Source organism: Pantoea sp. App145 (assembly GCF_047947045.1).
Taxonomy (GTDB): Bacteria; Pseudomonadota; Gammaproteobacteria; order Enterobacterales; family Enterobacteriaceae; genus Pantoea.
Genome location: NZ_CP133290.1, coordinates 998330 through 1023304, shown reverse-complemented (window position 1 = coordinate 1023304; position 24975 = coordinate 998330). Strand labels below are relative to the sequence as shown.

19 protein-coding genes, 1 other RNA gene and 1 other annotated feature are annotated in these 24975 nt (G+C 51.9%); of the genes, 16 read left to right on the top strand and 4 right to left on the bottom strand.

The window, feature by feature from the left end:
* Nucleotides 1-9 precede the first annotated feature (9 nt).
* The 12 genes from rplT (at nt 10) to RCF31_RS04505 (ending at nt 10496) form a co-directional block, all read left to right on the top strand.
* Nucleotides 10-366: a 50S ribosomal protein L20 gene (gene rplT / locus RCF31_RS04560; protein ID WP_007892678.1), complete on the top strand. Its 357-nt coding sequence runs from the start codon at nt 10-12 to the stop codon at nt 364-366.
* Nucleotides 367-481: 115 nt separating this feature from the next.
* Nucleotides 482-607, top strand: a sequence feature (Phe leader region).
* Nucleotides 487-531 (top strand): pheST operon leader peptide PheM, encoded by a 45-nt coding sequence (gene pheM / locus RCF31_RS04555; RefSeq protein WP_121626058.1) that lies wholly within the window; start codon nt 487-489, stop codon nt 529-531. It overlaps the preceding feature by 45 nt.
* A gap of 71 nt (nt 608-678) precedes the next feature.
* Nucleotides 679-1662, top strand: coding sequence for a phenylalanine--tRNA ligase subunit alpha (gene pheS, locus RCF31_RS04550; protein ID WP_084874040.1), 984 nt, complete (start codon nt 679-681; stop codon nt 1660-1662).
* Nucleotides 1663-1676: 14 nt separating this feature from the next.
* Complete coding sequence (gene pheT / locus RCF31_RS04545; protein ID WP_416412633.1) at nt 1677-4064, top strand: phenylalanine--tRNA ligase subunit beta; 2388 nt, start codon at nt 1677-1679, stop codon at nt 4062-4064.
* Between the two features lie 4 nt (nt 4065-4068).
* Nucleotides 4069-4371: an integration host factor subunit alpha gene (gene ihfA, locus RCF31_RS04540; RefSeq protein WP_021506246.1), complete on the top strand. Its 303-nt coding sequence runs from the start codon at nt 4069-4071 to the stop codon at nt 4369-4371.
* 195 nt (nt 4372-4566) lie between these two features.
* Entirely contained in the window at nt 4567-4947 is a 381-nt protein-coding gene (locus RCF31_RS04535; protein ID WP_299452473.1) for a DUF2502 domain-containing protein, read from the top strand.
* A gap of 101 nt (nt 4948-5048) precedes the next feature.
* A complete protein-coding gene (gene btuC / locus RCF31_RS04530; RefSeq protein ID WP_299452475.1) occupies nt 5049-6032 on the top strand; it encodes a vitamin B12 ABC transporter permease BtuC in 984 nt (327 codons plus the stop codon).
* A gap of 40 nt (nt 6033-6072) precedes the next feature.
* Nucleotides 6073-6615 (top strand): glutathione peroxidase, encoded by a 543-nt coding sequence (locus RCF31_RS04525; protein ID WP_299452478.1) that lies wholly within the window; start codon nt 6073-6075, stop codon nt 6613-6615.
* Between the two features lie 3 nt (nt 6616-6618).
* Nucleotides 6619-7365, top strand: a complete 747-nt coding sequence (btuD, locus tag RCF31_RS04520) for a vitamin B12 ABC transporter ATP-binding protein BtuD (RefSeq protein ID WP_416412632.1) — start codon at nt 6619-6621, stop codon at nt 7363-7365.
* Between the two features lie 74 nt (nt 7366-7439).
* Nucleotides 7440-7898, top strand: a complete 459-nt coding sequence (locus RCF31_RS04515; RefSeq protein WP_299452484.1) for an NlpC/P60 family protein — start codon at nt 7440-7442, stop codon at nt 7896-7898.
* Nucleotides 7899-8214: 316 nt separating this feature from the next.
* A complete protein-coding gene (locus RCF31_RS04510) occupies nt 8215-8958 on the top strand; it encodes an EAL domain-containing protein (protein WP_416412631.1) in 744 nt (247 codons plus the stop codon).
* A gap of 98 nt (nt 8959-9056) precedes the next feature.
* Entirely contained in the window at nt 9057-10496 is a 1440-nt protein-coding gene (locus RCF31_RS04505; RefSeq protein WP_416412630.1) for a protein adenylyltransferase SelO, read from the top strand.
* Nucleotides 10497-10505: 9 nt separating this feature from the next.
* Here the strand turns inward: RCF31_RS04505 and RCF31_RS04500 are convergent, their stop codons facing one another.
* Both RCF31_RS04500 and RCF31_RS04495 read right to left on the bottom strand, forming a co-directional pair.
* On the bottom strand, nt 10506-11552 hold the full coding sequence (locus tag RCF31_RS04500) for a 3-deoxy-7-phosphoheptulonate synthase (protein WP_416412629.1): 1047 nt from the start codon (nt 11550-11552) through the stop codon (nt 10506-10508).
* Between the two features lie 175 nt (nt 11553-11727).
* Nucleotides 11728-12555 (bottom strand): pyruvate, water dikinase regulatory protein, encoded by an 828-nt coding sequence (locus RCF31_RS04495; RefSeq protein WP_084874050.1) that lies wholly within the window; start codon nt 12553-12555, stop codon nt 11728-11730.
* A gap of 449 nt (nt 12556-13004) precedes the next feature.
* Between RCF31_RS04495 and ppsA the strand changes: the two genes are divergently transcribed.
* From ppsA to RCF31_RS04480, 3 genes are all read left to right on the top strand, one after another.
* The gene (gene ppsA / locus RCF31_RS04490; protein ID WP_416412628.1) at nt 13005-15392 is read left to right on the top strand and encodes a phosphoenolpyruvate synthase; all 2388 of its coding nucleotides are present in this window, start codon (nt 13005-13007) and stop codon (nt 15390-15392) included.
* 333 nt (nt 15393-15725) lie between these two features.
* Complete coding sequence (locus tag RCF31_RS04485) at nt 15726-17891, top strand: M12 family metallo-peptidase (RefSeq protein WP_416412627.1); 2166 nt, start codon at nt 15726-15728, stop codon at nt 17889-17891.
* A gap of 78 nt (nt 17892-17969) precedes the next feature.
* Entirely contained in the window at nt 17970-20150 is a 2181-nt protein-coding gene (locus RCF31_RS04480) for a M12 family metallo-peptidase (RefSeq protein WP_416412626.1), read from the top strand.
* Between the two features lie 82 nt (nt 20151-20232).
* On the opposite strand, the gene rprA is transcribed toward RCF31_RS04480, so the two are convergent.
* An RNA gene (rprA, locus tag RCF31_RS04475) (antisense sRNA RprA) lies at nt 20233-20340 on the bottom strand.
* 256 nt (nt 20341-20596) lie between these two features.
* On the bottom strand, nt 20597-21709 hold the full coding sequence (gene ydiK, locus RCF31_RS04470; protein WP_416412624.1) for an AI-2E family transporter YdiK: 1113 nt from the start codon (nt 21707-21709) through the stop codon (nt 20597-20599).
* Between the two features lie 207 nt (nt 21710-21916).
* Between ydiK and RCF31_RS04465 the strand changes: the two genes are divergently transcribed.
* Nucleotides 21917-24970 carry an FAD-binding and (Fe-S)-binding domain-containing protein gene (locus RCF31_RS04465; protein WP_416412623.1) on the top strand — a complete coding sequence of 1018 codons (3054 nt, stop codon included), beginning with the start codon at nt 21917-21919 and terminating at the stop codon, nt 24968-24970.
* Nucleotides 24971-24975 lie beyond the last annotated feature (5 nt).

The window sequence follows — 24975 nt, the reverse complement described above, 5'->3', positions numbered from 1 at the left end:
GAGAGTCACATGGCTCGCGTAAAACGTGGTGTAATTGCTCGCGCACGTCACAAAAAAATCTTAAAACAAGCTAAAGGCTACTACGGTGCACGTTCACGTGTATACCGCGTTGCCTTCCAGGCTGTTATCAAAGCTGGTCAGTATGCTTACCGTGACCGTCGTCAACGTAAGCGTCAGTTCCGTCAGCTGTGGATCGCACGTATCAACGCTGCGGCGCGTCAGAACGGCATCTCTTACAGCCGTTTCATCAATGGCCTGAAAAAAGCGTCCATTGAAATCGACCGTAAAATCCTGGCTGACATCGCTGTATTCGACAAAGTGACATTTACTGCACTGGTTGAAAAAGCAAAATCAGCTCTGGCGTAAGTCAGGTAAAAAAGGGAGCTTGCTCCCTTTTTTATTATCCGCAAGCCACGCAAAAGATTGACATTTTACGCGCCGCGCTTTTCAATAGTGCCGTTGAAATCATGACAAGGTAACGCAAGCATGCACGCTGCTATTTTCCGTTTCTTTTTTTACTTTAGCGCCTGACATTCGGGGGCTTTTGCGCATAAGAAAAGAAACGAAAAATCGCGCTGAAAGCCTCCCACGTGGAGGCTTTTTTGTTTCTGGCGACACTACATTGGATCCACGGATCCCAACGAGAACAGACCAGCCTGACTGGAAGAAGAGGAAATCATGTCCCAACTCGCAGACCTGGTGGCCCGTGCCACGGCCGCCATCGACGAGGCGTCGGATATCGCCGCTCTGGACGCCGTGCGCGTCGAATTCCTGGGTAAAAAAGGACATCTGACACTGCAGATGACCACCCTGCGCGAGCTGCCAGCAGAGGAACGTCCTGCTGCCGGTGCGGTAATTAATGAAGCCAAGCAACAGGTGCAGGATCGCCTCAACGCGCGCAAAGATACGCTGGAAAGCGCGGCGCTGAATGCGCGTCTGGCAGAAGAGACGATTGATGTCTCATTGCCGGGTCGTCGTTCTGAGAACGGTGGGCTGCATCCGGTAACCCGTACCATCGATCGTATCGAAACCTTTTTCGGTGAATTGGGTTTCGCGGTCGCCACCGGGCCGGAAATTGAAGATGACTACCATAACTTCGACGCGCTGAATATTCCGGGTCACCACCCGGCGCGTGCCGATCACGACACCTTCTGGTTCGATGCAACCCGCCTGCTGCGCACGCAGACCTCTGGCGTACAGATTCGTACCATGAAAAACCAGCAGCCGCCAATTCGCATCATCGCGCCGGGTCGTGTTTATCGTAACGATTACGATCAGACGCACACCCCGATGTTCCATCAGATGGAAGGGCTGATCGTGGATAAAGACATCAGTTTTACCAATCTGAAAGGCACGCTGCACGATTTCCTGAATAACTTCTTTGAAGAGAACCTGCAGATTCGCTTCCGTCCGTCTTACTTCCCGTTCACCGAACCCTCCGCTGAAGTGGATGTGATGGGCAAAAACGGCAAATGGCTGGAAGTGCTGGGTTGCGGCATGGTGCACCCGAATGTGCTGCGCAACGTGGGTATTGATCCGGAAGTCTATTCTGGCTTTGCCTTCGGTATGGGCATGGAGCGTCTGACCATGCTGCGCTATGGCGTGACCGATCTGCGCGCCTTCTTCGAAAATGATTTACGTTTCCTCAAACAATTTAAATAAGGGCAGGTTATCCAATGAAATTCAGTGAACTCTGGTTACGCGAATGGGTAAATCCAGCCCTGGACAGCGCTGCGCTGGCTGAACAGATCACCATGGCCGGTCTGGAAGTGGACGGCGTGGATGTGGTTGCCGGTGCCTTTCATGGCGTGGTAGTGGGTGAAGTGGTTGAATGTGGCCAGCATCCGAATGCCGATAAACTGCGCGTCACCAAAATCAATGTTGGCGGCGATCGCCTGCTGGATATCGTCTGTGGTGCACCGAACTGCCGTCAGGGCCTGAAAGTCGCCGTCGCCACCGTAGGCGCGGTGTTACCGGGTGACTTCAAAATCAAAGCTGCCAAACTGCGTGGCGAGCCGTCAGAAGGAATGTTGTGTTCCTTCTCTGAGCTGGGTATTTCCGACGACCACAGCGGCATCATCGAACTGCCTGCTGATGCGCCAATTGGTACCGATATCCGTGCCTATCTGCAACTCGACGACAACACCATCGAAATCAGCGTAACGCCGAACCGCGCCGACTGCCTTGGCATCATTGGTATCGCCCGTGATGTGGCGGTGCTGAATGGTTTACCGTTGAATGCACCGGTTATTGAGCCGGTGAAAGCCACCATTACTGATACTTTCCCGATTCGCGTTGATGCGACAGCTGCCTGCCCGCGTTACCTTGGCCGTGTCGTCAAAGGTGTCAACGTGAAGGCCGCTACGCCACTGTGGATGCGTGAAAAACTGCGCCGCTGTGGTATCCGCTCTATCGATCCGATCGTGGATATCACCAACTATGTTCTGCTGGAGCTGGGCCAGCCGATGCATGCCTTCGACCTTGACCGTATCGAGGGTGGCATCGTAGTACGCATGGCGAAAGAGGGCGAAAGCCTGACGCTGCTGGACGGTAGTGAAGCAAAACTCAGCAGCGATACGCTGGTGATTGCTGATCACCACAAAGCGCTGGCAATGGGGGGCATCTTTGGTGGTGAGCATTCCGGTGTAAATGAAGAGACGCAAAACATTCTGTTCGAATGTGCCTACTTTGATCCGCTGGCGATCACTGGCCGTGCACGCCGTCAGGGTCTGCATACCGATGCTTCGCACCGTTACGAGCGTGGTGTGGACCCGGCACTGCAATACAAAGCCATTGAACGTGCTACCCAACTGCTGCTGGAGATTTGCGGCGGAGAAGCTGGTCCGGTTATCGATCAGACTGACGCGGCTGCATTGCCGCCACGCGCCACCATCACGTTGCGTCGTGAGAAGCTGGATCGCCTGATTGGTCATGTGATTGCTGATGAGCAGGTGACTGATATTCTAACCCGTCTGGGCTGTGAAGTGACCGTTGCCGCCGGTGAATGGCAGGCAATTGCACCGAGCTGGCGTTTCGATATGGCGATCGAAGAAGATTTGGTTGAAGAAGTCGCGCGTATCTACGGCTACAACAATATTCCTGATGTGCCGGTGAAAGCGGGCCTGGTGATGACCCAGCACCGTGAAGCAGACCTGTCGCTGAAACGTGCGAAAACCCTGCTGGTAGATAAAGGTTATCAGGAAGCGATTACTTATAGTTTCGTCGATCCGAAAATGCAGCAACTGCTGCATCCGGGCGAAGAAGCGCTGATTCTGCCGAGCCCGATTTCCAGCGATATGTCGGCGATGCGCCTGTCCCTGTGGACCGGTTTGCTGGGTGCGGTGGTGTATAACCAGAACCGTCAACAGAGCCGTGTACGCCTGTTTGAGAGCGGTTTGCGCTTTGTTCCTGATACTCAGGCCGATCTCGGTATCCGTCAGGATCTTATGCTGGCGGGCGTGCTGAGCGGAAATCGCTATGAAGAGCATTGGGATCTGGCGCGTCAGACGGTTGACTTCTATGATTTAAAAGGCGATTTAGAGTCGCTGCTGGATTTAACTGGCAAACTGGATGAGATTTCTTTCCGCGCAGAAGCGAATCCTGCCCTGCATCCGGGACAAAGCGCCGCAATTTATTTACGCGACGAACGAATCGGATTTATCGGGGTGGTTCATCCGGAACTGGAACGTAAGCTGGATCTCAACGGCCGCACCTTAGTGTTTGAACTGCTTTGGAATAAGGTCGCAGACCGCGTCCTGCCTGACGCGCGCGAGATTTCACGCTTCCCGGCGAACCGTCGCGATATCGCTGTGGTAGTGGCTGAAAACGTGCCCGCAGCAGATATCATCGCAGAGTGTAAGAAAGTTGGCGTAAATCAGGTAGTTGGCGTAAACTTGTTTGACGTGTACCGTGGTAAGGGCGTAAACGAAGGTGAAAAGAGCCTTGCGATTAGCCTGATTTTGCAGGATACCAGCCGGACACTCGAAGAAGAGGAGATTGCCGCGACCGTTGCCAAATGTGTTGCGGCATTAAAAGAGCGATTCCAGGCAACCTTGAGGGATTGAACCTATGGCGCTTACAAAAGCTGAAATGTCAGAGTACCTGTTTGAAAAGCTCGGGCTGAGCAAACGCGACGCCAAAGAGTTGGTCGAGCTATTTTTTGAAGAGGTTCGCCGCGCGTTGGAAAACGGAGAACAGGTTAAACTGTCCGGATTTGGTAATTTTGATCTGCGTGACAAAAACCAGCGTCCGGGTAGAAACCCGAAAACCGGGGAAGATATTCCAATTACGGCCCGCCGTGTGGTGACCTTCCGTCCCGGTCAGAAGTTGAAAAGCCGCGTCGAGAACGCGTCACCCAAGGATGCTGACTGATTTCAGTAAAACAAAAAGGCCGCGCTTAGCGGCCTTTTTTATTTTGGTCAGAAAATCAACGTTCTCCATGCTTTTTCCACAATGTCAGGATTTCGTCAGTGCGCGGAAAATAGCATGAAAATCGGCACTTACTGATAGTGACCTCTTCCGCACTTTTGTTATAACAGCGGCAACACAAAACAAGAGGTTAAGCTGATGAAAAAGACAGCACTTTTATTAAGCATCCTGTTAGGGTTGCCGCTGCTCGCCAATGCGAATGTTTCCGTAAATATCAACACCCCGGGCGTATCGATTCATATCGGTGACCAGGATAAACGTGGTTACTTCTGGGATGGTTATGACTGGCGTTCACCGTCATGGTGGCAGCAACACCACAACCGCCGCGTCGGTACCAAAGGCCCGCACGGTTACTGGAACGGTAACGGCTGGCAGGCACAGCATCCGGGCAATAAAGCACCGCAGCAACGTGCGCCGCAGCACGATAACAAGCCGCAGCACGATAACAAACCTCAGCAACAGCCGAAGCATGACCAACGTGACAACCACAATGGTCAGCCGATTCCGCCACGGAATTAATGCCTGATCCTGCGGCGTCGCCCTGACGCCGCAATCGTGACCTTTCTTTTTGCTGTAATCTCACTACAATCAAATCTCTGTTTTCTCAGCCAATCTTATTTATGACTCTGCTGGATCAGCTGGGCCGCCGGGCAGATCGCCGCAGCCAACGCTGGCTTATTGCGCTCTGCGCGTTACTTATCATCCTGATGGTTATCAGCCTGTGCGCAGGCGATAGCTGGATTGCACCAACGCGCTGGTTCTCCAGCGATGCGAAGCTGTTTGTCTGGCAATTACGCTTGCCCCGTACGCTGGCGGTGCTACTGGTGGGCGCAGCGCTGGCAGTATGCGGAGTCGTGATGCAGGCGCTGTTCAACAATCCGCTGGCTGAGCCGGGGCTGCTTGGGGTGTCCAATGGTGCCGGTATTGGCCTGGTGCTTGGCGTGATGCTCGGTAATGGCTCATTATGGAGTCTGGCGCTGGCAGCAATGGCCGGGGCGCTGGTGATTACCCTGATCCTGTTACATTTCGCCCATCGCCATCTTTCCGTCAGTCGTCTGCTGCTGACCGGTGTGGCACTGGGCATTATTTGCAGCGCAGTCATGACCTGGGCGGTTTATTTCAGCACCAGCCTAGACCTGCGCCAGCTAATGTACTGGATGATGGGCGGTTTTAGCGGCATCGACTGGCGCTATGGCTGGATGATGCTGGCGTTAATCCCCGCCATCCTTGCGCTGATTGCGACAGCGCGCGTGCTCAACCTGCTGGCGTTGGGAGAAACATCTGCACGTCAGCTGGGATTACCGCTGTTACTGTGGCGCAATCTGCTGGTGCTGACCATGGGCTGGCTGGTAGGGGTCAGCGTGGCGATGGCCGGTGCCATTGGTTTTGTCGGGCTGGTGATCCCGCATCTGTTGCGGTTGAGTGGCTTTAGCGATCACCGCTATCTGCTGCCAGCCGCGGCGCTCGCCGGTGCGGTGGTGTTGCTGGGCGCGGACATTATCGCCCGGCTGGTACTGACTTCAGCTGAATTGCCGATTGGTGTGGTCACGGCCACACTCGGTGCTCCGCTCTTTATCGTGTTATTAGTAAAATCCTCGCGCTAGCTGCGGCTGGCTCCCTTTGTATTCACAACAGGAATTGACAATGAGCATTTATCAAACAGAACTGGTGACGCTTGATGGTGAAAAAACCACACTGGCGCAGTGGCAGGGTAAGGTCCTGCTGGTGGTGAATGTGGCGTCGAAATGTGGCCTGACACCGCAGTACGAGCAGCTGGAAGCGTTGCAAAAAGCCTGGCAGGCAGAAGGTTTCAGTGTGCTCGGTTTCCCGTGCAACCAGTTTCTGGAGCAGGAACCGGGTAGCAGCGAAGAGATCAAAACCTTTTGCAGCACCACCTATGGTGTGACTTTCCCGATGTTCGAAAAAACCGACGTCAATGGTCCGGCACGTCATCCGTTATATAGCCAACTGGTGGCCGCACAACCGGAAGCGTTGCGTCCGGAAGGCAGCGGATTTTATGAGCGTATGGAAAGCAAAGGCCGTGCGCCGAAAACCCCTGGCGATATCCTGTGGAATTTCGAAAAATTCCTGATTAACAAACAGGGTGATGTCGTGGCGCGTTTTGCCCCGGATATGACCCCGGATGATGCGACCATTATTACCCGCATTAAGCATGCGCTGGCGTAATCGATGCTGATGCAGTGCCAGGGTGTCAGCGTCAAAGGACGTCTGGCCCCCGTTGACCTTCATCTGCAGACGGGTGAGCTGGTCCATCTGGTGGGGCCGAATGGGGCAGGGAAGAGTACTCTGCTTAACGTGCTGGCGGGATTATTGCCCGCTGCCGGGGAGATACGACTCTCCGGCCAGCCATTAGAGCAGTTGAACGGCGCGGCGCTGGCCCAGCAGCGTGCCTGGTTGCCGCAGCAGCAACCACCGCCCGGTCAGATGCCGGTGTGGCATTATCTGCGTATGCATTTATTGCAGGTGACGCCGGAGACGGACCGGGTGTTGGTGCTAATCCTTGAACTGATGGGTTTACAGGACAAGCTGATGCGCCACCTGACGCAACTTTCCGGTGGCGAGTGGCAACGGGTGCGGCTGGCGGCAGTGGCGCTGCAAATTCATCCGGCGATTAATTCGCGTGGCAGGTTGCTGATTCTGGATGAACCCATGAGCGCACTGGATGTGGCGCAGCAGCGTGCGGTCGATACCTTACTGGCGCAGCTGTGCCAGGCGGGAATTAGCGTTGTTGCCAGCGGCCACGACCTTAACCATAGCCTGCGTCATGCCGGGCGGGTGTGGCTGATGCATCAGGGAGCGATGGTGGCACAGGGTACGGCTGACAACGTGCTGACGGCTGAACAACTCGGCCCACTCTACCAAATCGATTTCCAACGCATCGAAACGCCGCAAGGGGCGCTGCTACTGGTGTCCTGAAGGGCAATGCCTTGCACGGGATAGGCTTTTGCCGCTAAAGTATTGCTCGGGCAACGGATTTAAGGATTTTTCTGATGCGGCTGATGATTCTGATCCTGGCATTACTGCTGGTGGGCTGTAGCCATCATGCGCCGCCGCCCAATGGTCGCTTGTCTGATTCCATTACCGTCATTGCTCAACTTAACGACCAGCTTAGCAACTGGCACGGTACTCCTTATCGCTACGGTGGACTCAGCCGGGGCGGTGTCGATTGCTCTGGTTTTGTTTACCTCACCTTCCGCGATAAATTCGATCTGCAATTACCGCGTTCTACCGATGAGCAAAGTGATATCGGCACCCGAATTGATAAAAATGATCTCTTACCTGGTGATTTAGTCTTCTTCAAAACCGGGAGCGGTGAGAATGGCTTACATGTTGGCATTTATGATACCGATAACACCTTCATTCATGCTTCAACCAGTCAGGGTGTCATTCGGTCATCGCTTGATAATGTTTACTGGCGGAAAGTCTTCTGGCAGGCTCGCCGTATTTAGATTCTATTTACCTTATACGCTCATTTAGCCAAAACTCTGCTGCTGATTTCTGTACTTAAATTAAATTTCTTAGCCCCAAAAATGCTCTTTTTTAAAATGGCACTTTACCCCAGGGGCATTTAATACTATCTATAATGCCTTAATGTAATTAATCGGTATGGATAATGTTCGTTGGTTATTTGGCTTAAGGATTATTTCAGCATGAAAAAGACGCAATCAGGCATAAAAGCAACTGTCTTCTAACGTTTGCTCCTATTGCCTGAGCGTTTTCATTGATATACGATGCGCCAATCGCCACTGCTTCTGGCTGTTAAAAATGAAAGTTCATTTATCTGCCGACTATCAGTCGGAAACCTGGTTTTATCCAGCCTATTCATTAGCGGGTCAGTTAACTGCGGTTGAACTGGTTACGCAATTTGTCCACGACAGCGCACCAATCACGCTGCCGCAGGATTTGCTATTGCCGCAATTAGACGATGCACAGCAATTGCGCCTGTTGCAAAGCCAGCTGACAGTGCTGGAAAAGTATCGTGACTTTTTTGAGTTAAATCAAATTACCGCGTTGGTTCGTATTGATGATTCAATGGCAGAAACGCTGCTGGCGAGTGAATTTCTGTTAAGAAAATTCAAACAATTGCCGTTTATTGTTTTGGATATCAGTGAAACATTTCCCCAATTATCGCAGGGGAAATCGCATCCGCTTTTGAGTGCACTAAAAAGTGAATTTCGTTTATCGCTTTCACAATTCGGTGCCGGAGCGACCCCGGCAAATGCGGTTTATGATAATCTTTTTAGCGTGTTAAAACTGGATAAGAACTTTATTCAGGGACTGGCGAAACGTGCATCTTTTATACCCTTTATTCAGACGGTTATAGACAATTTCGGCAGCAATGCATCGCAGATTATTATTTGCGGTATTGATGATGCCACCATGCTGGAGAAAGTGACGGAATTGAGTGGTGCCCACCTGCAGGGCAGCCTGTTTCCGGTGGTCAAAGCCGAACGCTTAAACGATCTGATATATCCCGACGTTACCCTGACTTCTCCGTCACAGCAGTAAACCTTTCGTCTGTCGCCCCGGTAGTGCCCGCGTTACAATAGCCATTGATTCTCAAACCAATCGTGGTGTCTGAACACTGAGCACCTCGCGGAGTGACTATGCAGTTTACCAATAGCTGGCGGCGGGAGTTGCCGGGATTCTACAGTGCACTGGTCCCAACCCCGTTACAGGGCGGACGTCTGTTGTATCACAACGCGCCTCTGGCGACAGAGATGGCGCTGGACCCATCCTTATTCACTGGTGACGGACATGGCGTGTGGGTTGGGCAGGCGCTATTGCCGGGGCAGGAGCCACTGGCACAGGTTTACAGCGGACATCAGTTCGGTGTCTGGGCCGGACAGCTCGGTGACGGACGCGGTATCCTGCTCGGCGAACAATTGCTGGCGGACGGACGTAAACTTGACTGGCATCTGAAAGGTGCCGGGCTGACGCCTTATTCGCGCATGGGCGACGGGCGCGCTGTCATCCGTTCCACGGTGCGTGAATTTCTCGCTTCAGAAGCCCTCCATCATCTGGGTATCCCCACCACGCGCGCCCTCAGCCTGTCGATTGGTGATGAACCGGTGTTGCGTGAAACTCAGGAACGCGGTGCGATGCTGATGCGTATCGCCGAAAGTCATTTGCGGTTCGGTCATTTTGAACATTTCTACTACGGTGGCGAGCAGGATAAGGTGCGTCAGTTGGCGGACTATGCCATTCGTCATCACTGGCCGGCATTGCAGGATCAGGCTGACCGTTATCTGTTGTGGTTTACAGACATTGTGAAACGCACCGCCAGCCTGATCGCCCAGTGGCAGAGCGTCGGTTTTGCCCACGGGGTGATGAACACCGATAACATGTCGCTGCTGGGGCTGACCATCGATTACGGTCCCTACGGTTTTCTCGACGATTACCAGCCAAACTTTATCTGCAATCACAGCGATTATCAGGGGCGTTATGCCTTCGATAACCAGCCTGCGGTGGGATTGTGGAATCTCAACCGTCTGGCACATGCGTTGTCCGGGTTAATGACCACCGATCAACTGAAGCAGGCGCTGAGCCACTACGAACCGGAACTGATGCGGGTGTGGGGCGAGAAAATGCGCGCTAAACTTGGGCTGCTGACGCAGGACGTCAATGACAACGTGATTCTCACCGGATTGCTGGCGCTGATGACCCAGGAACGCAGCGACTATACGCTGACCTTCCGTCTGCTCAGTGACACACAACAGCAGCAAACACGCTCACCGCTACGGGATGAATTTATCGACCGGGATGCGTTTGATCGCTGGTATGAAGGCTATCGTCAGCGTCTGTTACTGGATGAAGCCAGTGATGAAGAACGGCAGAAGGTGATGAAAGGCGCGAATCCGGCGCTGGTGTTGCGTAATTATCTTGCCCAGCAGGTGATTGATGAGGTTGAACGCGGTGAAACTGCTGCGCTTGAGCGTCTGCATCTGGCTTTGCAGCAACCGTTCAGTGATGAAGCCGTCAGCGCGGAACTGCGCCAACGGCCACCTGAGTGGGGGAAAACGCTGGAGGTGAGCTGCTCCAGCTAAATCAGGTGATTAGAAGCGGCTGTCGACGGCGGCAGCCAGTTGCGCCAGCACTTCGGCGCTATCGTCCCAGCCGAGGCAGGGATCGGTGATCGATTGGCCGTAGACCAGCGGTTCGCCGCTGACCACCTTCTGGTTGCCTTCCTCGATGAAACTCTCAATCATCACCCCGGCCACGGCGCGAGAACCGGCGCGGATCTGCGCTGCCACATCCTGGGCCACGTCACGCTGACGGCGATGTTGCTTCTGACAGTTGGCATGGCTGAAATCAATCACCAGCTGTTCCGGCAGATTGAAATCACGCAGGTTTGCTGCCGCTGCTGCCACATCATCGGCATGATAGTTAGGCTGACGGCCGCCGCGAAGAATCACATGACCATGCGGGTTGCCGCTGGTCTGATAAATGGTCATCTGGCCATTTTTATCTGGCGACAGGAACATATGGCTGGCGCGGGAGGCGCGAATCGCGTCCACGGCAATTTGCACATTCCCGTCGGTGCCATTTTTAAAACCAACCGGGCAGGACAGCGCCGAGGCCATTTCACGGTGGATCTGGCTTTCGGTGGTGCGGGCACCAATTGCGCCCCAGCTGATCAGGTCAGCAATAAACTGGCCGATCACCATATCGAGAAATTCAGTGGCGGTAGGCATCCCCATGGCATTGATATCCAGCAACAGCTGACGCGCAATGGCAATGCCGCGGTTGACATCATAGCTGCCATCCAGATCGGGATCGGAGATCAGACCTTTCCAGCCCACCACGGTACGCGGTTTTTCAAAATAGGCGCGCATCACAATTTCCAGTCGATCTTTATACTGCTCGCGCAGCACATTGAGGCGTGCGGCGTACTCCAGCGCTGCCCTGGGATCGTGCAGTGAGCAGGGGCCGATAATCACCAGCAGGCGTGGATCTTCTCCGGTGAGGATGCGGGCAATGCGCTGACGCGCGGTGGTGACACTGGCGGCAATCTCTGCCGAAATGGGGTGTTGTTGCGCTAAAGCGGCTGGCATTATCAGGCTGCCAATGCGCGCGGTACGCAGTTCATCAGTTTTGTTCATTGGGATTCTCGAAAATCTGTTCTTCGCAACGGTGAAATACCGGGAAGTGATGGTGGTCACAATAAACCATTAACCTGCGATTTCAACCTGCTAAAGCGAAAGGAAATAAAATAAGACGGCAGCCACGCTTTACAAGCGTGCTGACAGTACGTATTTGTCGCTACCGTCCAGAACGTTAATACATACGGCGCGTCAGCCCCATAATGTCGAGGATTTTGGTGGCGATCTCTTCTACTGAGTAATTGGTGCTGTTGAGGTAACGAATCTGGTGGGTGCGGAATAACGCTTCTACCTCACCGACTTCAAGCCGACACTGGCGCATTGAGGCATAACGCGTATTTTCGGCGCGCTCCTGGCGGATGGCTGCCAGGCGCTCAGGGTCGATGGTCAGGCCAAATAATTTATGCTGATGAGCACGCAGTGCGGGCGGCAGTTTCAGGTTATCCATATCATCGGCGATAAACGGATAGTTGGCAGCACGTACGCCAAATTGCATCGCCAGATAGAGGCTGGTGGGTGTTTTACCACAACGTGACACCCCGAGCAGGATCACCTGAGCATCTTCCAGGCCGCGCAGGGAAATCCCATCGTCATGGGCCAGGGTGTAATCGATAGCGGCGATACGGGCATCGTATTTGCCGAGATTGCTGGCTGTCAGCCCGTGGGTGCGATGGGCAACCGGCATGGAAGGCACCCCCAGCTCACTTTGCAGCGGACCAACCAGCGCCTGCACGATGTCCTGACAAAACCCCTCGCTCTCCAGAATAATCTCCCGCACATCGGGCGTCACGATAGAAAAGAACACCAGCGGGCGCACGCCACTTTGCTGATAAAGCGCGTTAATTTGTGCTTTAACTGCCTGTGCACGCTGTACATTTTCAACAAAGGGCAGGGTTACGCTATTGGTATTGACCGGGAACTGCGATAGCACAGCATGGCCCAGCACTTCAGCAGTGATGGCGGTGCCATCGGAAATATAGAACACGCTGCGTTCAGCACTCATAATGGGGAATATCCTCATGGTAACTTTTGCGTAACATTAGCGTTGTTGAAATTTCATTTTACAGGATAATAAAACGAAATATCCATATGACCCACAACATCGCCGACCTGCGTATTAATCTAAATACCAATATAGATGAAATGGCGTTTTGGAAATCATCCTTTTTCCCGGTTATTTTGCTTCGCGCACAAAATAAAGTCCGTTTCTGTTGCGCAACAAAATGCAACAGCTAACCCTCTGAAAATGAGAAATTTATCGCTACAGCAATCTGTTAGCGTTATTTTTCCGCGTTGCGCAACTCTGCTAATTGCGGGTACTAATCCGATTTTTCATATCTTTCACTGCTTTAACGATTCAACACTTAGTCTTTATTTAACGCTTGTGCCAGGCTGTATTTGCGAATAGCAAAATGTTCCATGTGCCCCCAATCATTTAAAAGGATAATCTCGATGTCCAATAAAGGCGAACAGCCGCTAGTGCTCTGGTACAACCAGCTTGGCATGCATGATGTTGATCGGGTGGGAGGAAAAAACGCCTCTCTGGGTGAAATGATTACCAATTTGTCGTCGCTGGGTGTGGCTGTACCCAATGGCTATGCGACCACATCTTATGCTTTTAATCAGTTTCTCGATCAAAGCGGGCTGAACCAGCGTATCTATGACCTGCTGGATAAGACCGATATTGATGATGTCGATGAACTGGCGAAAGCGGGTAAGCAGATCCGTCAATGGGTGGTGGATACCCCATTCCAGCCAGAGCTGGAAACGGCGATTCATGATGCTTATCAGCAATTATCCTCTGATGATGCAGACGCTTCCTTTGCGGTGCGTTCTTCTGCAACCGCAGAAGATATGCCAGACGCCTCCTTTGCCGGACAGCAAGAAACTTTCCTTAATGTGCAGGGCATTGATGCGGTGATGGTGGCGGTGAAGCACGTTTATGCTTCCTTATTTAACGATCGCGCCATCTCTTATCGTGTGCATCAGGGCTACGACCATCGCGGGGTAGCGCTGTCGGCGGGTATCCAGCGCATGGTGCGTTCCGATCTCGCCTCATCAGGCGTCATGTTTACTATCGATACCGAATCCGGCTTTGATCAGGTGGTGTTTATCACGGCGGCACTGGGTCTGGGTGAGATGGTGGTGCAGGGTGCTGTTAACCCGGATGAATTCTACGTGCACAAACCAACGCTGGCAGCGAATCGCCCGGCGATTGTGCGACGTAATATGGGTTCGAAAAAAGTTCGCATGGTCTATGCCGACTCCCATGAGCACGGCAAGCAGGTACGTATTGAAGACGTGGCTGAGGCAGAGCGCGATCATTTCTGTCTGACTGATGAGGAAGTGCAGGCGCTGGCGCGTCAGGCGGTCCTTATCGAGCAGCATTACAAACGCCCGATGGATATCGAGTGGGCCAAAGACGGCCACACCGGCAAATTGTTTATCGTCCAGGCGCGCCCGGAAACGGTGCGTTCTAACGGCCAGGTGATGGAACGTTACACTTTGCAGGGTAAAGGCAAAGTGGTGGTGGAAGGACGCGCCATTGGCCATCGTATCGGTGCGGGGGAAGTGAAGGTTATTCAGGACATCAGCCAGATGAACCGTATCGAGAAAGGCGATGTGCTGGTCACCGACATGACCGACCCGGACTGGGAACCAATCATGAAAAAAGCCTCAGCGATTGTCACCAACCGTGGTGGACGTACCTGCCACGCAGCGATCATCGCGCGTGAGCTGGGTATTCCTGCGGTCGTGGGTTGCGGTGATGCCACCGATCGTCTGAAAGACGGCCACAAAGTCACCGTTTCCTGCGCGGAAGGTGATACCGGTTACGTGTATGACGATTTGCTTGATTTTGAAGTGACCAGCTCTCAGGTGGATAGCCTGCCGGACCTGCCGTTAAAAATCATGATGAACGTCGGTAACCCGGACCGCGCTTTTGACTTTGCCTGTTTGCCAAACGAAGGCGTTGGCCTGGCGCGTCTGGAATTTATCATTAACCGCATGATTGGCGTGCATCCGAAAGCGTTGCTGGAATTTGATCAACAGACCCCAGAACTGCAGCAGGAAATTCGTCAGATGATGAAAGGCTTTGACGATCCGGTTGAGTTCTACATTGCGCGCCTGACCGAAGGAATCGCGACACTGGGGGCGGCATTTGCGCCAAAACGCGTCATCGTGCGTTTGTCTGATTTCAAATCAAATGAATACGCCAACCTGGTGGGTGGCGAGCGTTACGAGCCAGAAGAAGAAAACCCGATGCTGGGCTTCCGGGGTGCGGGTCGTTATGTGGCTGACAGCTTCCGCGATTGTTTTGCCCTTGAGTGTGCTGCCGTGAAACGCGTGCGTAATGACATGGGGCTGACTAACGTAGAAATCATGATTCCGTTTGTTCGCACCGTGGCTCAGGCGGAAGCAGTGGTTGAGGAGCTGGCGAAGCAGGGGCTGAAACGGGGTGAGGATGGTCTGAAGGTGATCATGATGTGTGAGATCCCGTCAAACGCGTTGCTGGCCGATCAGTTCCTGCAACATTTTGATGGTTTCTCGATTGGTTCCAATGATATGACGCAGTTGGCGCTGGGTCTTGATCGTGATTCGGGCGTGGTTTCAGCGTTGTTTGATGAACGTAATGATGCGGTGAAAGCGCTGCTGTCAATGGCGATTCAGGCGGCGAAGAAACAGGGTAAATACGTCGGTATCTGTGGTCAGGGGCCTTCTGATCATCAGGACTTCGCCGCCTGGCTGATGGAGGAGGGGATCGATAGCCTGTCCCTGAACCCGGATACGGTGGTTGAAACCTGGCTGAGTCTGGCGGAGCTGGATGCGGCAAAAGGATAACTTAACCCGCTAAAGACGTGTCCGGAGATATTCCGGGCGCGTCTATATCTATATAATCAATTCAGACATATCCCTTCTCTTCAGGTAAATTCCAGGGTGTTTTCACCATTTCTCAAATAATTGCAGAAAATGCAGTTTCATTGTATCCACTATTCTCCATTCTGCTGTATTGATATCGCATATGACACATTCCGTTACTTTTATAAAATAACTCCATCTGGCTGAGATTCTTCATTTATTTCAGCCCTGTTGCGTATTCGTGATGTTCTTGAGTGCCAGATATGTCGCTTTATACGTGTCTAAATTTATGTGATTTCATCAGGGTTATTTATTTTGTTAATATTCAAAAAGAAGTTTCTATTTGCCGTTATTGCCTCGGCACTCTCATCCTCAGTTTTTGCTGCGCCACCCTTATTTAGCATTGTAGATGAAAATGTTAACTACCAGGATGCACCACTATTAAGAAGTTTCCAGGAAGAACACAAAGATTATAAACTTGTTAACATCAATAGAGATGTTTTGTTAGGCAGGTCTGGTTCTTTCCTTTTCAAGGCGGATGGCGAGCCAGCATCAGCTGAGATTCGCGCAACTTCCCTACAGAAAGACCATGCAGGAATTGAAATGTGGCACGGGAGTTCAGAAGATGAACAAAGCACGGCTACGTTTGCGATTAATGGAGCAAACATTACCGGCGGAATCCGGCTTAATAATGGTTCTTTTTACGAGATATATCCGGTTGCACAAGGATTACATGCGTTAGTCAAAATAGATACTTCACACATTTCTGCAGACGAACATGATGATGTCTGGGATGAAACGTCAACGGCTAAGCAGCAGGCATTTAATGAGCAGTTGAATAATCATGAACATTATAATACCAGTTCAGAACCTGCCAAAATAAAAATATTATATATTTATACCAACCAGACTCGCGCAAAATTCCAGGCTGACCCAACAGGTTATGCCTCTTACCTTACCGATGAATTAAATATTAGCCATGCAAGAAGTGAAACCTTCGCTCAATTTGAATCCGTAGGTGCTGTCGATTCAAAAATGAATGAGGCAACCATGAATACCATGCTGCACCAAATGGACAATCCCAGTACTGCGCTGGGTAAACTGGTGGCGGAGAAGACCGCAGCAACCCGGGCAGACCTTGTGGTGTTGATATCGCATGCAAGTGAATTATGTGGCACGGCTAAAAGCTGGAGTCCCTGGAGCGTTGTTAATGTGGAATGTGCTGTCAGCAATCGTACTTTAGCGCATGAAACCGGGCATAATTTCGGCCTCAAACATAATGAAGATGAGGCGACATGGCCAGCCTACGCAAATGGTTATAGTGTGCCGGGTAAATTCAGGACTATTATGTCAAAAACATGTTCGCCATCCTGCCCGAAGATTGATTATTTTTCTACACCCTATAAAAGCTCTCATGGTCTGCCAGTAGGTACTGCGGCAAGTAATGATGCGGTACGTCACATCAAAGAAACACGTTTTAATGTTGCGAGTTATTATCCAGACTGGGAAAGTCAGCGTCAATTAAATGATGGTGATCTTCCGCAGAATCAATACTTTGAAATAAGCCTGACTGAAAATGCGACGAATAAAAAAATTATTCGTGATGAAATCGTTACCAGGCCGGGTTTACGTGATTGGCCGTACGATATTTCCATAGCAGTTAACAAATATTTTCCTAATGATGTAATCATGGCGGGTGGGCTCGATACTAACATAGTGAAGCCCATTGTTGGGACCAGCTATCAAAACCATATCTGGCTGCATCAGGACAAAATTGGTGCATACAAGGTTGATGTGCAGCGTAAAACCTATGCCGTGGTGCGTAATAATAACTGGGGTGATGCTATGGCGATCAGCGGCGGCGATGGTTTGGCTGCCAGCGCCACGGTGATGCTCACCATTAAAAATAAAACCTCAGGTCAGGCACTGGAAAAATATTATTTCAATAATGGCGACCAGAGTCTTGGCGGGTCATCATGGCCGCATCATTTGGCGCAGATTATCAACGGCCAGAACTCATCTAACGTGCTTGCCGGAGAACTGAAAGACGGTAATTTCAACACGGTTACGGGTAGTGTTTATCGCAATCTGCTGTGGTTCCCGCTGGATAAGAAGAAAGACCTGACGGCAGAGTTTACCACGCTGACTATCGCAGAGAATCCCTGGTTAAAAGAAGAGAATGTTTTTGGGGATAAATTTCAGACTGATTTAACATCAGGCAGTGTCATCACCGTTACGGTGAAAAACAGTAATGGCACAGTTGCAGAACAACGCAGTGTGGCAATTCCTGCTGATAGTCTTAGCAGATATGACTGGCCTCCCTATCTGGCGCGCGAAGTTAATGCAAACCTGACACAAATCAAAATGGCTGAAAAAACGGGTGATAACAGTTTTGTGGTGATTGCCGGATCGCAATACCGCAACTACATCTGGAAGAAAGAGCGTGCTAACCAGACGGTAGTGGTGACGTTCAGTAAATAAAACCTGAACTCCGGCTGGGTGCTTTTATATGCAGCCAGCTGGAACAAGTTACAGAATAATATTTTCATCTCAGGATTAATGATTTTGTTCACATTCAAACAGAAACTGCTATATACTCTTATTGCGTCAACACTATCTTCCCCGATTTTTGCCGCGCAGCAATTGTTCAGTATGGTGGCGAAAGATCCCAACGGGCCGAATACGCCGCTGTTAAGAAGTTTTCAGACTGATCACCGGGATTACCAGCTGATTAACATTAATCAGGATATTTTATTAAGCCGATCTTCATCCTTCCTGTTTAAATCAACTGAGAACGGGCAGGAAATCGAAATTAAAGCCAGCTCGCTGGAAAAAGATAATATCGGCAATGATATCTGGCACGGTAAGGCGGAAAATGACCAGGGTGAAGCCACTTTCTCTGTTCGCGATGGAAAAATTAATGGGGGCATTACCTTAAGTGATGGGTCTTATTATGAAATCTATCCGGTGGATGAGGGTTTACAGGCTCTGGTGAAAATCGATGCCTCACGTTTTCATGAGGACGAAGATGATTTCTTGATCGATGAAGGAAATAAAATTCATCAGCATGAATTACTTGAGGATAAGGGTGAGAGAGAAAAGCTAAGCACGGATACTACGCCAGCCAGGATAAGAGTTTTATATCTTTATACTAACCAGACTCGTGACGATTTTGGAAGTAACCCAATAGGTTACGCAGGTTACCTCAACGGTAAATTGAATCAAAGTTATGCGGACAGTGAAACGTACATTCAATTCGATGTTGCCGATGCTATTGATTCAAAGATTGATGAGACGCAAATAACCACAATGCTTGATCAAATGATTAAGCCAAACACACCTTTGGGTAAATTGGTCGCTGAGAAAAAGGCAGAAACACACGCTGACCTTATTACTTTAATCGTAAAAGTCGATTCCACTAATTGTGGAATGGCTCATCTGGGTCAAAGAACGAGTGTGGTGGCGTTAGGGTGCTCTGTTGCCACAGGATGGCATACCCTGGCTCACGAAATAGGGCATAACTTTGGCCTGGGTCATAATGTAGGCGCGCAATCGAAAGGACCGTATGCACATGGTCACCGGGTGGAGGGTAAATTCCGCACGATTATGTCTTCGACTTGTTCTGTAGCATGTCCGCGAGTCAACCTTTTTTCTACACCACTAAAAACGCAGTATGGTCTGCCAATGGGGACGGTATCTCAAAATGATGCGGTGCGTTTCCTCAGAGAAGTCCGTTTTAACTTTAGCGACACTTATCCCTACTGGGACAGTCAGTATCAGCTGGCCGACGGTGAGCTTCCCGCGCATCAATATTTCTCCATCAGTCTGACAGAACGCCAGACCAATAAAACGCTCTCTCTGGATAAAAAAATCACCAGCACGGGGCAGTGGAGCTGGCCATACGAGGTCGCGAGTGCGGTCAATGGCTATTTCCCCAAAGGAATCGTTGAGGCCGGGCGTGTCAGAGGGGGTGCGATAATCCCTGTCAGTGGCTCCAGCTACCTGAACCATATCTGGCTGCATCAGGACAAAAAAGATGCGTATAAGGTTGATGTTCAGCGTAAAACTTATGCCGTGGTGCGTGGTAACGAATGGGGTGATGTGATGCCCATCAGCGGTGGAGAGGGGCTGTCACCGAATAACACGGTAATGCTCACCATTAAAAATAAAACCTCAGGTCAGGCGCTGGAGAAATATTATTTCAATAATGACGGCCAGAGTCTTGGCGGGTCATCATGGCCGCACCTGCTGGCACAGATAATCAACCGCCAGAATTCGACCAACGTGCTTGCCGGAGAACTGAAAGACGGTAATTTTAATACTGTCACGGGCAGCAGTTACCGAAACCTGATCTGGTTCCCGCTTGATAAGAAAAATGAGCTGACAGCGGAATTTACCACGCTGAGTATTGCAGAAAATCCCTGGTTAAAAGAAGAGAATGTCTTTGGGGATAAATTCCAGACTGACTTAGCGGCAGGCAGTGTCGTCACCGTTACGGTGAAGAACGGAGATGGCACGGTTGCGGAACAACGGAGTGTGGCAATCCCCGCAGCGAGTCTTAGCCGGTATGACTGGCCTCCTTATCTGGCGCACGAGGTCAACGCTAATCTGACACAAATCAAAATGGCGGAAAAAACGGGCGACAACAGTTTTGTTGTTATTGCCGGGTCGCAATATCGCAACTATATCTGGAAGAAAACGCGCGCCAACCAGACGGTGGTGGTGACCTTCAATAAGTAGCACCTTATGGCCTGTTGGCGGCGATAGCCGCTGACAACAGGCGATTTGGCTGTTAGGCGGCAGCGTTCAGGATAGAAAAAAGCAAAAAAAAAGCCCATCACAGGGGATGGGCAAAGACTACACACAGCAATTCTTCACTTTACTCAGGGGAAAAAGGTTGTTTTAAAATCAGTGGTTTGATCTCAAACATAGGAAACATGTTATTCACAGCCGCTGATGGCGTCTTTAAGAATCCTCTTATTAGTTTAAAGCTGATAATCTTTTATCGACGTTTTTGACCGGTTTAAACCGCGATTCAGTACGAAAAATAATCTTTCCGTAATCAAAACTGACTTAAACAGGGTGAAATTGCGGTTTTTCTTAAAATTCACTTATGGAAAATTTTGCTTGCGGCGGGGAATTCAGTGACGGCGATTAACTGAGGCTAATCGCCGCCAGGCAGGGGATCAGGCAGTGTGGTCGTCGTGTTCGGTCAGTTCTTCAACCACATCAACAGGATCGTCATCCGGGGGCGGCACTTCGTGCATCCATACCGATACCAGGCGATAAGAAACCGCCAGCACCACCGGACCAATAAACAGGCCAATCATGCCAAAGGCCACCAGGCCACCAATCACGCCGGAGAGAATCAAAATCATCGGCAAATCGGCACCCATGCGAATCAGCATCGGGCGCAGGACGTTATCCAGCGTGCCCACGACACAGCTCCACACCAGCAACACCGTGCCCCAGGTGGTATCGCCGCTCCAGTAAAGCCAGATAATGGCGGGTACCAGCACGATCAGCGGACCCAGCTGCACCAGGCAGGAAAGGATCATCACCACGGTTAACAAGGTGGCGTAAGGAATACCGGAAATGGCTAACCCGATACCGCCCAGCACACCCTGTACCAGCGCGGTGACCACCACGCCGAGCGCAACGGCACGAATCGCCTGACCAGCGAGCAGCACGGCAGCGTCACCACGGCGTCCCCCCATACGACAGGCAAAGTGACGGATACCCTGTCCGACCTGTTCACCGCGCCAGTACAGCAGCACGCTAAACAACAGCATCAGTCCCAGATGTAACATAAAGCGGCCAAAGTGACCCGCCTGCGCCACGAAGAAGCTGGTGGTGCGACCAATGTAGGGTTGTAACTTATTCATGATGGCGGTGCCGCCACCGTCCACCAGCAAGTGATAGCTGGAGAACAGCTTGTCACCCACCATCGGGACTTCTTTCAGCCAGTCCAGCTGAGGCAGTACCAGGTGGCCCTGGGTCGCCCAGGCAATCACCGGGGCGCTGTTATCGATCAGGCTATTGACCAGTACGGCGATAGGAATAATAAACAGCAGCAGCAACAGGATGGTCATTGCCACCACCGCCAGTGAACGGCGTCCCCACAGCAGATGTTGCAATTTGATCATCAACGGCCAGGTGGCGATCACCACCATGCTGGCCCAGGCAAAGCCCAGGATGAACGGCTGAACCACCCAAAGACAGGCGGTGATCATGATCAGAATAAACATCAGTGAGAACAGCATTTGCGGTAAATCCAGACCGCGTTGCAGGTTTTTCATAACAGCGTCTTGACCTCAATGGAATCCTTTACGGAGGGGCTTGCTGGCCCTGATTAATCATGATCTATTTCCTGGCGATTAAACAGAGGGATGCCGGGTGCTTTTTACGTTTCCTGAAAAAACAGCGGGCGACAAAAAAATGTGATAAAACGAATGGTTCATAAAAATCGACTACGCAAACGTTTACAACATCTCGGTCACCCAATAATGATCCCACAGATTTCCCAGGCACCGGGCCTCGTTCAACTGGTGCTGACATTCCTGCAATCCTTAAAAGAACAAGGATTCACTGGCGACACTGCCACCAGCTACGCCGATCGTCTCTCCCTTTCAACCGATAATAGTATCTATCAGTTGTTGCCGGATGCGGCCCTCTTTCCCCGTTCTACCGCCGATGTGGCGCTGATTGCCCGTCTGGCCGGTGAAGAGCGCTTTACCAGCCTGGTGTTTACCCCGCGTGGCGGTGGTACCGGCACCAATGGACAGTCGCTTAACCAGGGGATTGTGGTCGATATGTCGCGCTACATGAACCGCATCCTTGAAATCGATACCGAGCAGGGCTGGGTACGTGTTGAAGCAGGGGTGGTGAAAGACCAGCTCAATGCCTGGCTGAAGCCATATGGCTTTTTCTTCTCGCCGGAGTTATCCACCAGTAACCGCGCCACCCTGGGGGGGATGATTAATACCGATGCCTCCGGGCAGGGTTCGCTGGTGTATGGCAAGACCTCCGATCATGTGGAAGGCCTGCGCGCCGTGCTGATGGGTGGTGATATCCTTGACACCCGCGCGATGCCAACCGATTTGGCCGAGAAGCTGGCGCAAACCCCGACTACTGAAGGCCGCATTTATCAGCAGGTGATGAGCCGTTGCCGTGAACAACGCGCGCTGATCCTTGAAAAATTCCCCAAGCTGAACCGTTTTTTGACGGGCTACGATTTACGCCACGTGTTCAGTGACGATTTGCAAACCTTCGACCTGACGCGCCTGCTGTGCGGGGCCGAAGGCACGCTGGCCTTTATCACCGAAGCGAGCCTCGATATCACCCCGATCCCAAAAGTGCGTCGTCTGGTGAATATCAAATATAACTCCTTCGATTCGGCGCTGCGTAACGCCCCTTTTATGGTCGAGGCGAAAGCGCTGTCGGTGGAAACTGTCGATTCCAAAGTGCTGAATCTGGCACGGGAAGATATCGTCTGGCATTCGGTGAAGGAACTGATCACCGATGTGCCCGATAAAGAGATGCTGGGACTGAATATCGTCGAGTTTGCCGGGGATGACGGTGAGCTGATTGAACGGCAGGTTTCGACGCTGTGCCGTCGCCTCGATGAGCTGATGGCGCAGCAACAGGGCGGCGTAATTGGTTATCAACTGTGCAATGACTTAAGCGGCATTGAGCGCATCTATAATATGCGCAAAAAAGCGGTGGGTTTACTCGGTAACGCCAAAGGGCGTGCCAAACCGATTCCGTTTGTCGAAGATACCGCCGTACCACCGGAGCATCTGGCGGATTACATCGTCGATTTCCGCGCGTTGCTGGATAGCCACGGATTAAGTTATGGCATGTTCGGCCATGTGGATGCCGGGGTGCTGCATGTGCGTCCGGCGCTGGATATGTGCGATCCGCAGCAGGAAATGCTGATGAAGCAGATCTCCGATGAAGTGGTGGCGCTCACCGCGCGCTACGGTGGCTTGCTGTGGGGCGAACACGGTAAAGGTTTCCGTGCGCAATACAGCCCGGCGTTTTTCGGTGAAACCCTGTTCAACGAGCTGCGTCGTATTAAGGCGGCATTTGACCCCAATAACCGCATGAACCCAGGCAAGATCTGTACCCCGTTCGACAGCAATGAGCCGATGATGCAGGTCGATGCGGTGAAGCGTGGCACTTATGATCGCCAGATTCCGCTGACGGTACGCAACGAATGGCGCGGGGCGATGGAATGTAACGGTAACGGCCTGTGCTTCAACTTTGATACGCGTAGCCCGATGTGCCCGTCGATGAAAATCACCCGCAACCGTATCCATTCGCCCAAAGGACGCGCAACCCTGACGCGTGAATGGTTACGCCTGTTATCGGAGCAGGGCGTTGATCCGCTGCTGCTGGAGAAAGCCTTGCCGGAGCAAGGTTCCAGTCTGCGTACATTGATCCAGCGTACCCGCAACTCATGGCATGCGAAGCAGGGCGAGTATGACTTCTCCCACGAAGTCAAAGAGGCGATGTCGGGGTGTCTGGCGTGTAAAGCCTGCTCCACCCAATGCCCGATCAAAATTGATGTGCCGAACTTCCGTTCACGCTTCCTGCAGTTGTACCACACCCGCTATTTGCGTCCGATGAGCGACCATCTGGTTGCCACGGTGGAAAGTTACGCGCCGCTGATGGCGAAAGCGCCGAAAATGTTTAACTTCTTCCTGAAACAGCCGTGGGTGAGGGAACTGAGCAAAAAACATATCGGCATGGTCGATCTGCCGCTGCTTTCCTCGCCGAGTCTGAAGCAGCAATTAAGCGGACACCCGGCCATGAGCCTGACGCTGGAGCAGCTCGAAGCCCTCAGCAGCGCTGAGCGGAAAAACTGTGTGCTGGTTGTGCAGGATCCCTTTACCAGCTACTACGAAGCGCAGCTGGTGACGGATTTCGTCAAACTGATCGAGAAGCTGGGTTACCGCCCGGTGCTGCTGCCGTTCTCACCGAATGGCAAAGCGCAGCATGTTAAAGGCTTTCTGCAACGTTTTGCCCGTACGGCTTCCATCACCGCTGAGTTCCTGAACCGTGTGGCGCGCCTTGGCATGCCAATGGTGGGCGTCGATCCCGCCACCGTGTTGTGTTATCGCGATGAATATAATCAGGTGCTCGGCGATAAGCGCGGTGAGTTTAACGTGCAGCTGGTGCATGAATGGCTGCAGCAGGCGGTCGCCGAACGCGCGGTGCAGAGTACCAGCGGGGAAGCCTGGTATCTGTTTGCTCACTGCACTGAGGTGACGGCACTGCCCTCAACACCGAATCAGTGGCAGGATATCTTTGCCCGCTTTGGCGCAAAACTGGAAAACATCAATGTCGGCTGCTGCGGTATGGCAGGCACCTACGGCCACGAAAGTCAAAACCTGGAGAATTCACTGGGGATTTATGCGCTTTCCTGGCATCCGCAGATGCAAAAGCTGCCGCGTCAGCGTTGCCTTGCCACCGGATTTTCCTGTCGTAGCCAGGTGAAACGGGCAGAGGGGAATGGCATGCGCCATCCGCTACAGGCATTGCTGGAAATGTTGTAAACAAA

Excerpts from the sequence above, each read along its gene's own strand:
- rplT (WP_007892678.1), top strand. The coding sequence starts at position 10 with ATGGCTCGCGTAAAACGTGGTGTAATTGCTCGCGCACGTCACAAAAAA.
- pheS (WP_084874040.1), top strand. The coding sequence starts at position 679 with ATGTCCCAACTCGCAGACCTGGTGGCCCGTGCCACGGCCGCCATCGAC.
- pheT (WP_416412633.1), top strand. The coding sequence starts at position 1,677 with ATGAAATTCAGTGAACTCTGGTTACGCGAATGGGTAAATCCAGCCCTG.
- ihfA (WP_021506246.1), top strand. The coding sequence starts at position 4,069 with ATGGCGCTTACAAAAGCTGAAATGTCAGAGTACCTGTTTGAAAAGCTC.
- RCF31_RS04535 (WP_299452473.1), top strand. The coding sequence starts at position 4,567 with ATGAAAAAGACAGCACTTTTATTAAGCATCCTGTTAGGGTTGCCGCTG.
- btuC (WP_299452475.1), top strand. The coding sequence starts at position 5,049 with ATGACTCTGCTGGATCAGCTGGGCCGCCGGGCAGATCGCCGCAGCCAA.
- RCF31_RS04525 (WP_299452478.1), top strand. The coding sequence starts at position 6,073 with ATGAGCATTTATCAAACAGAACTGGTGACGCTTGATGGTGAAAAAACC.
- btuD (WP_416412632.1), top strand. The coding sequence starts at position 6,619 with ATGCTGATGCAGTGCCAGGGTGTCAGCGTCAAAGGACGTCTGGCCCCC.
- RCF31_RS04515 (WP_299452484.1), top strand. The coding sequence starts at position 7,440 with ATGCGGCTGATGATTCTGATCCTGGCATTACTGCTGGTGGGCTGTAGC.
- RCF31_RS04510 (WP_416412631.1), top strand. The coding sequence starts at position 8,215 with ATGAAAGTTCATTTATCTGCCGACTATCAGTCGGAAACCTGGTTTTAT.
- RCF31_RS04505 (WP_416412630.1), top strand. The coding sequence starts at position 9,057 with ATGCAGTTTACCAATAGCTGGCGGCGGGAGTTGCCGGGATTCTACAGT.
- RCF31_RS04500 (WP_416412629.1), bottom strand. The coding sequence starts at position 11,552 with ATGAACAAAACTGATGAACTGCGTACCGCGCGCATTGGCAGCCTGATA.
- RCF31_RS04495 (WP_084874050.1), bottom strand. The coding sequence starts at position 12,555 with ATGAGTGCTGAACGCAGCGTGTTCTATATTTCCGATGGCACCGCCATC.
- ppsA (WP_416412628.1), top strand. The coding sequence starts at position 13,005 with ATGTCCAATAAAGGCGAACAGCCGCTAGTGCTCTGGTACAACCAGCTT.
- RCF31_RS04480 (WP_416412626.1), top strand. The coding sequence starts at position 17,970 with ATGATTTTGTTCACATTCAAACAGAAACTGCTATATACTCTTATTGCG.
- ydiK (WP_416412624.1), bottom strand. The coding sequence starts at position 21,709 with ATGAAAAACCTGCAACGCGGTCTGGATTTACCGCAAATGCTGTTCTCA.
- RCF31_RS04465 (WP_416412623.1), top strand. The coding sequence starts at position 21,917 with ATGATCCCACAGATTTCCCAGGCACCGGGCCTCGTTCAACTGGTGCTG.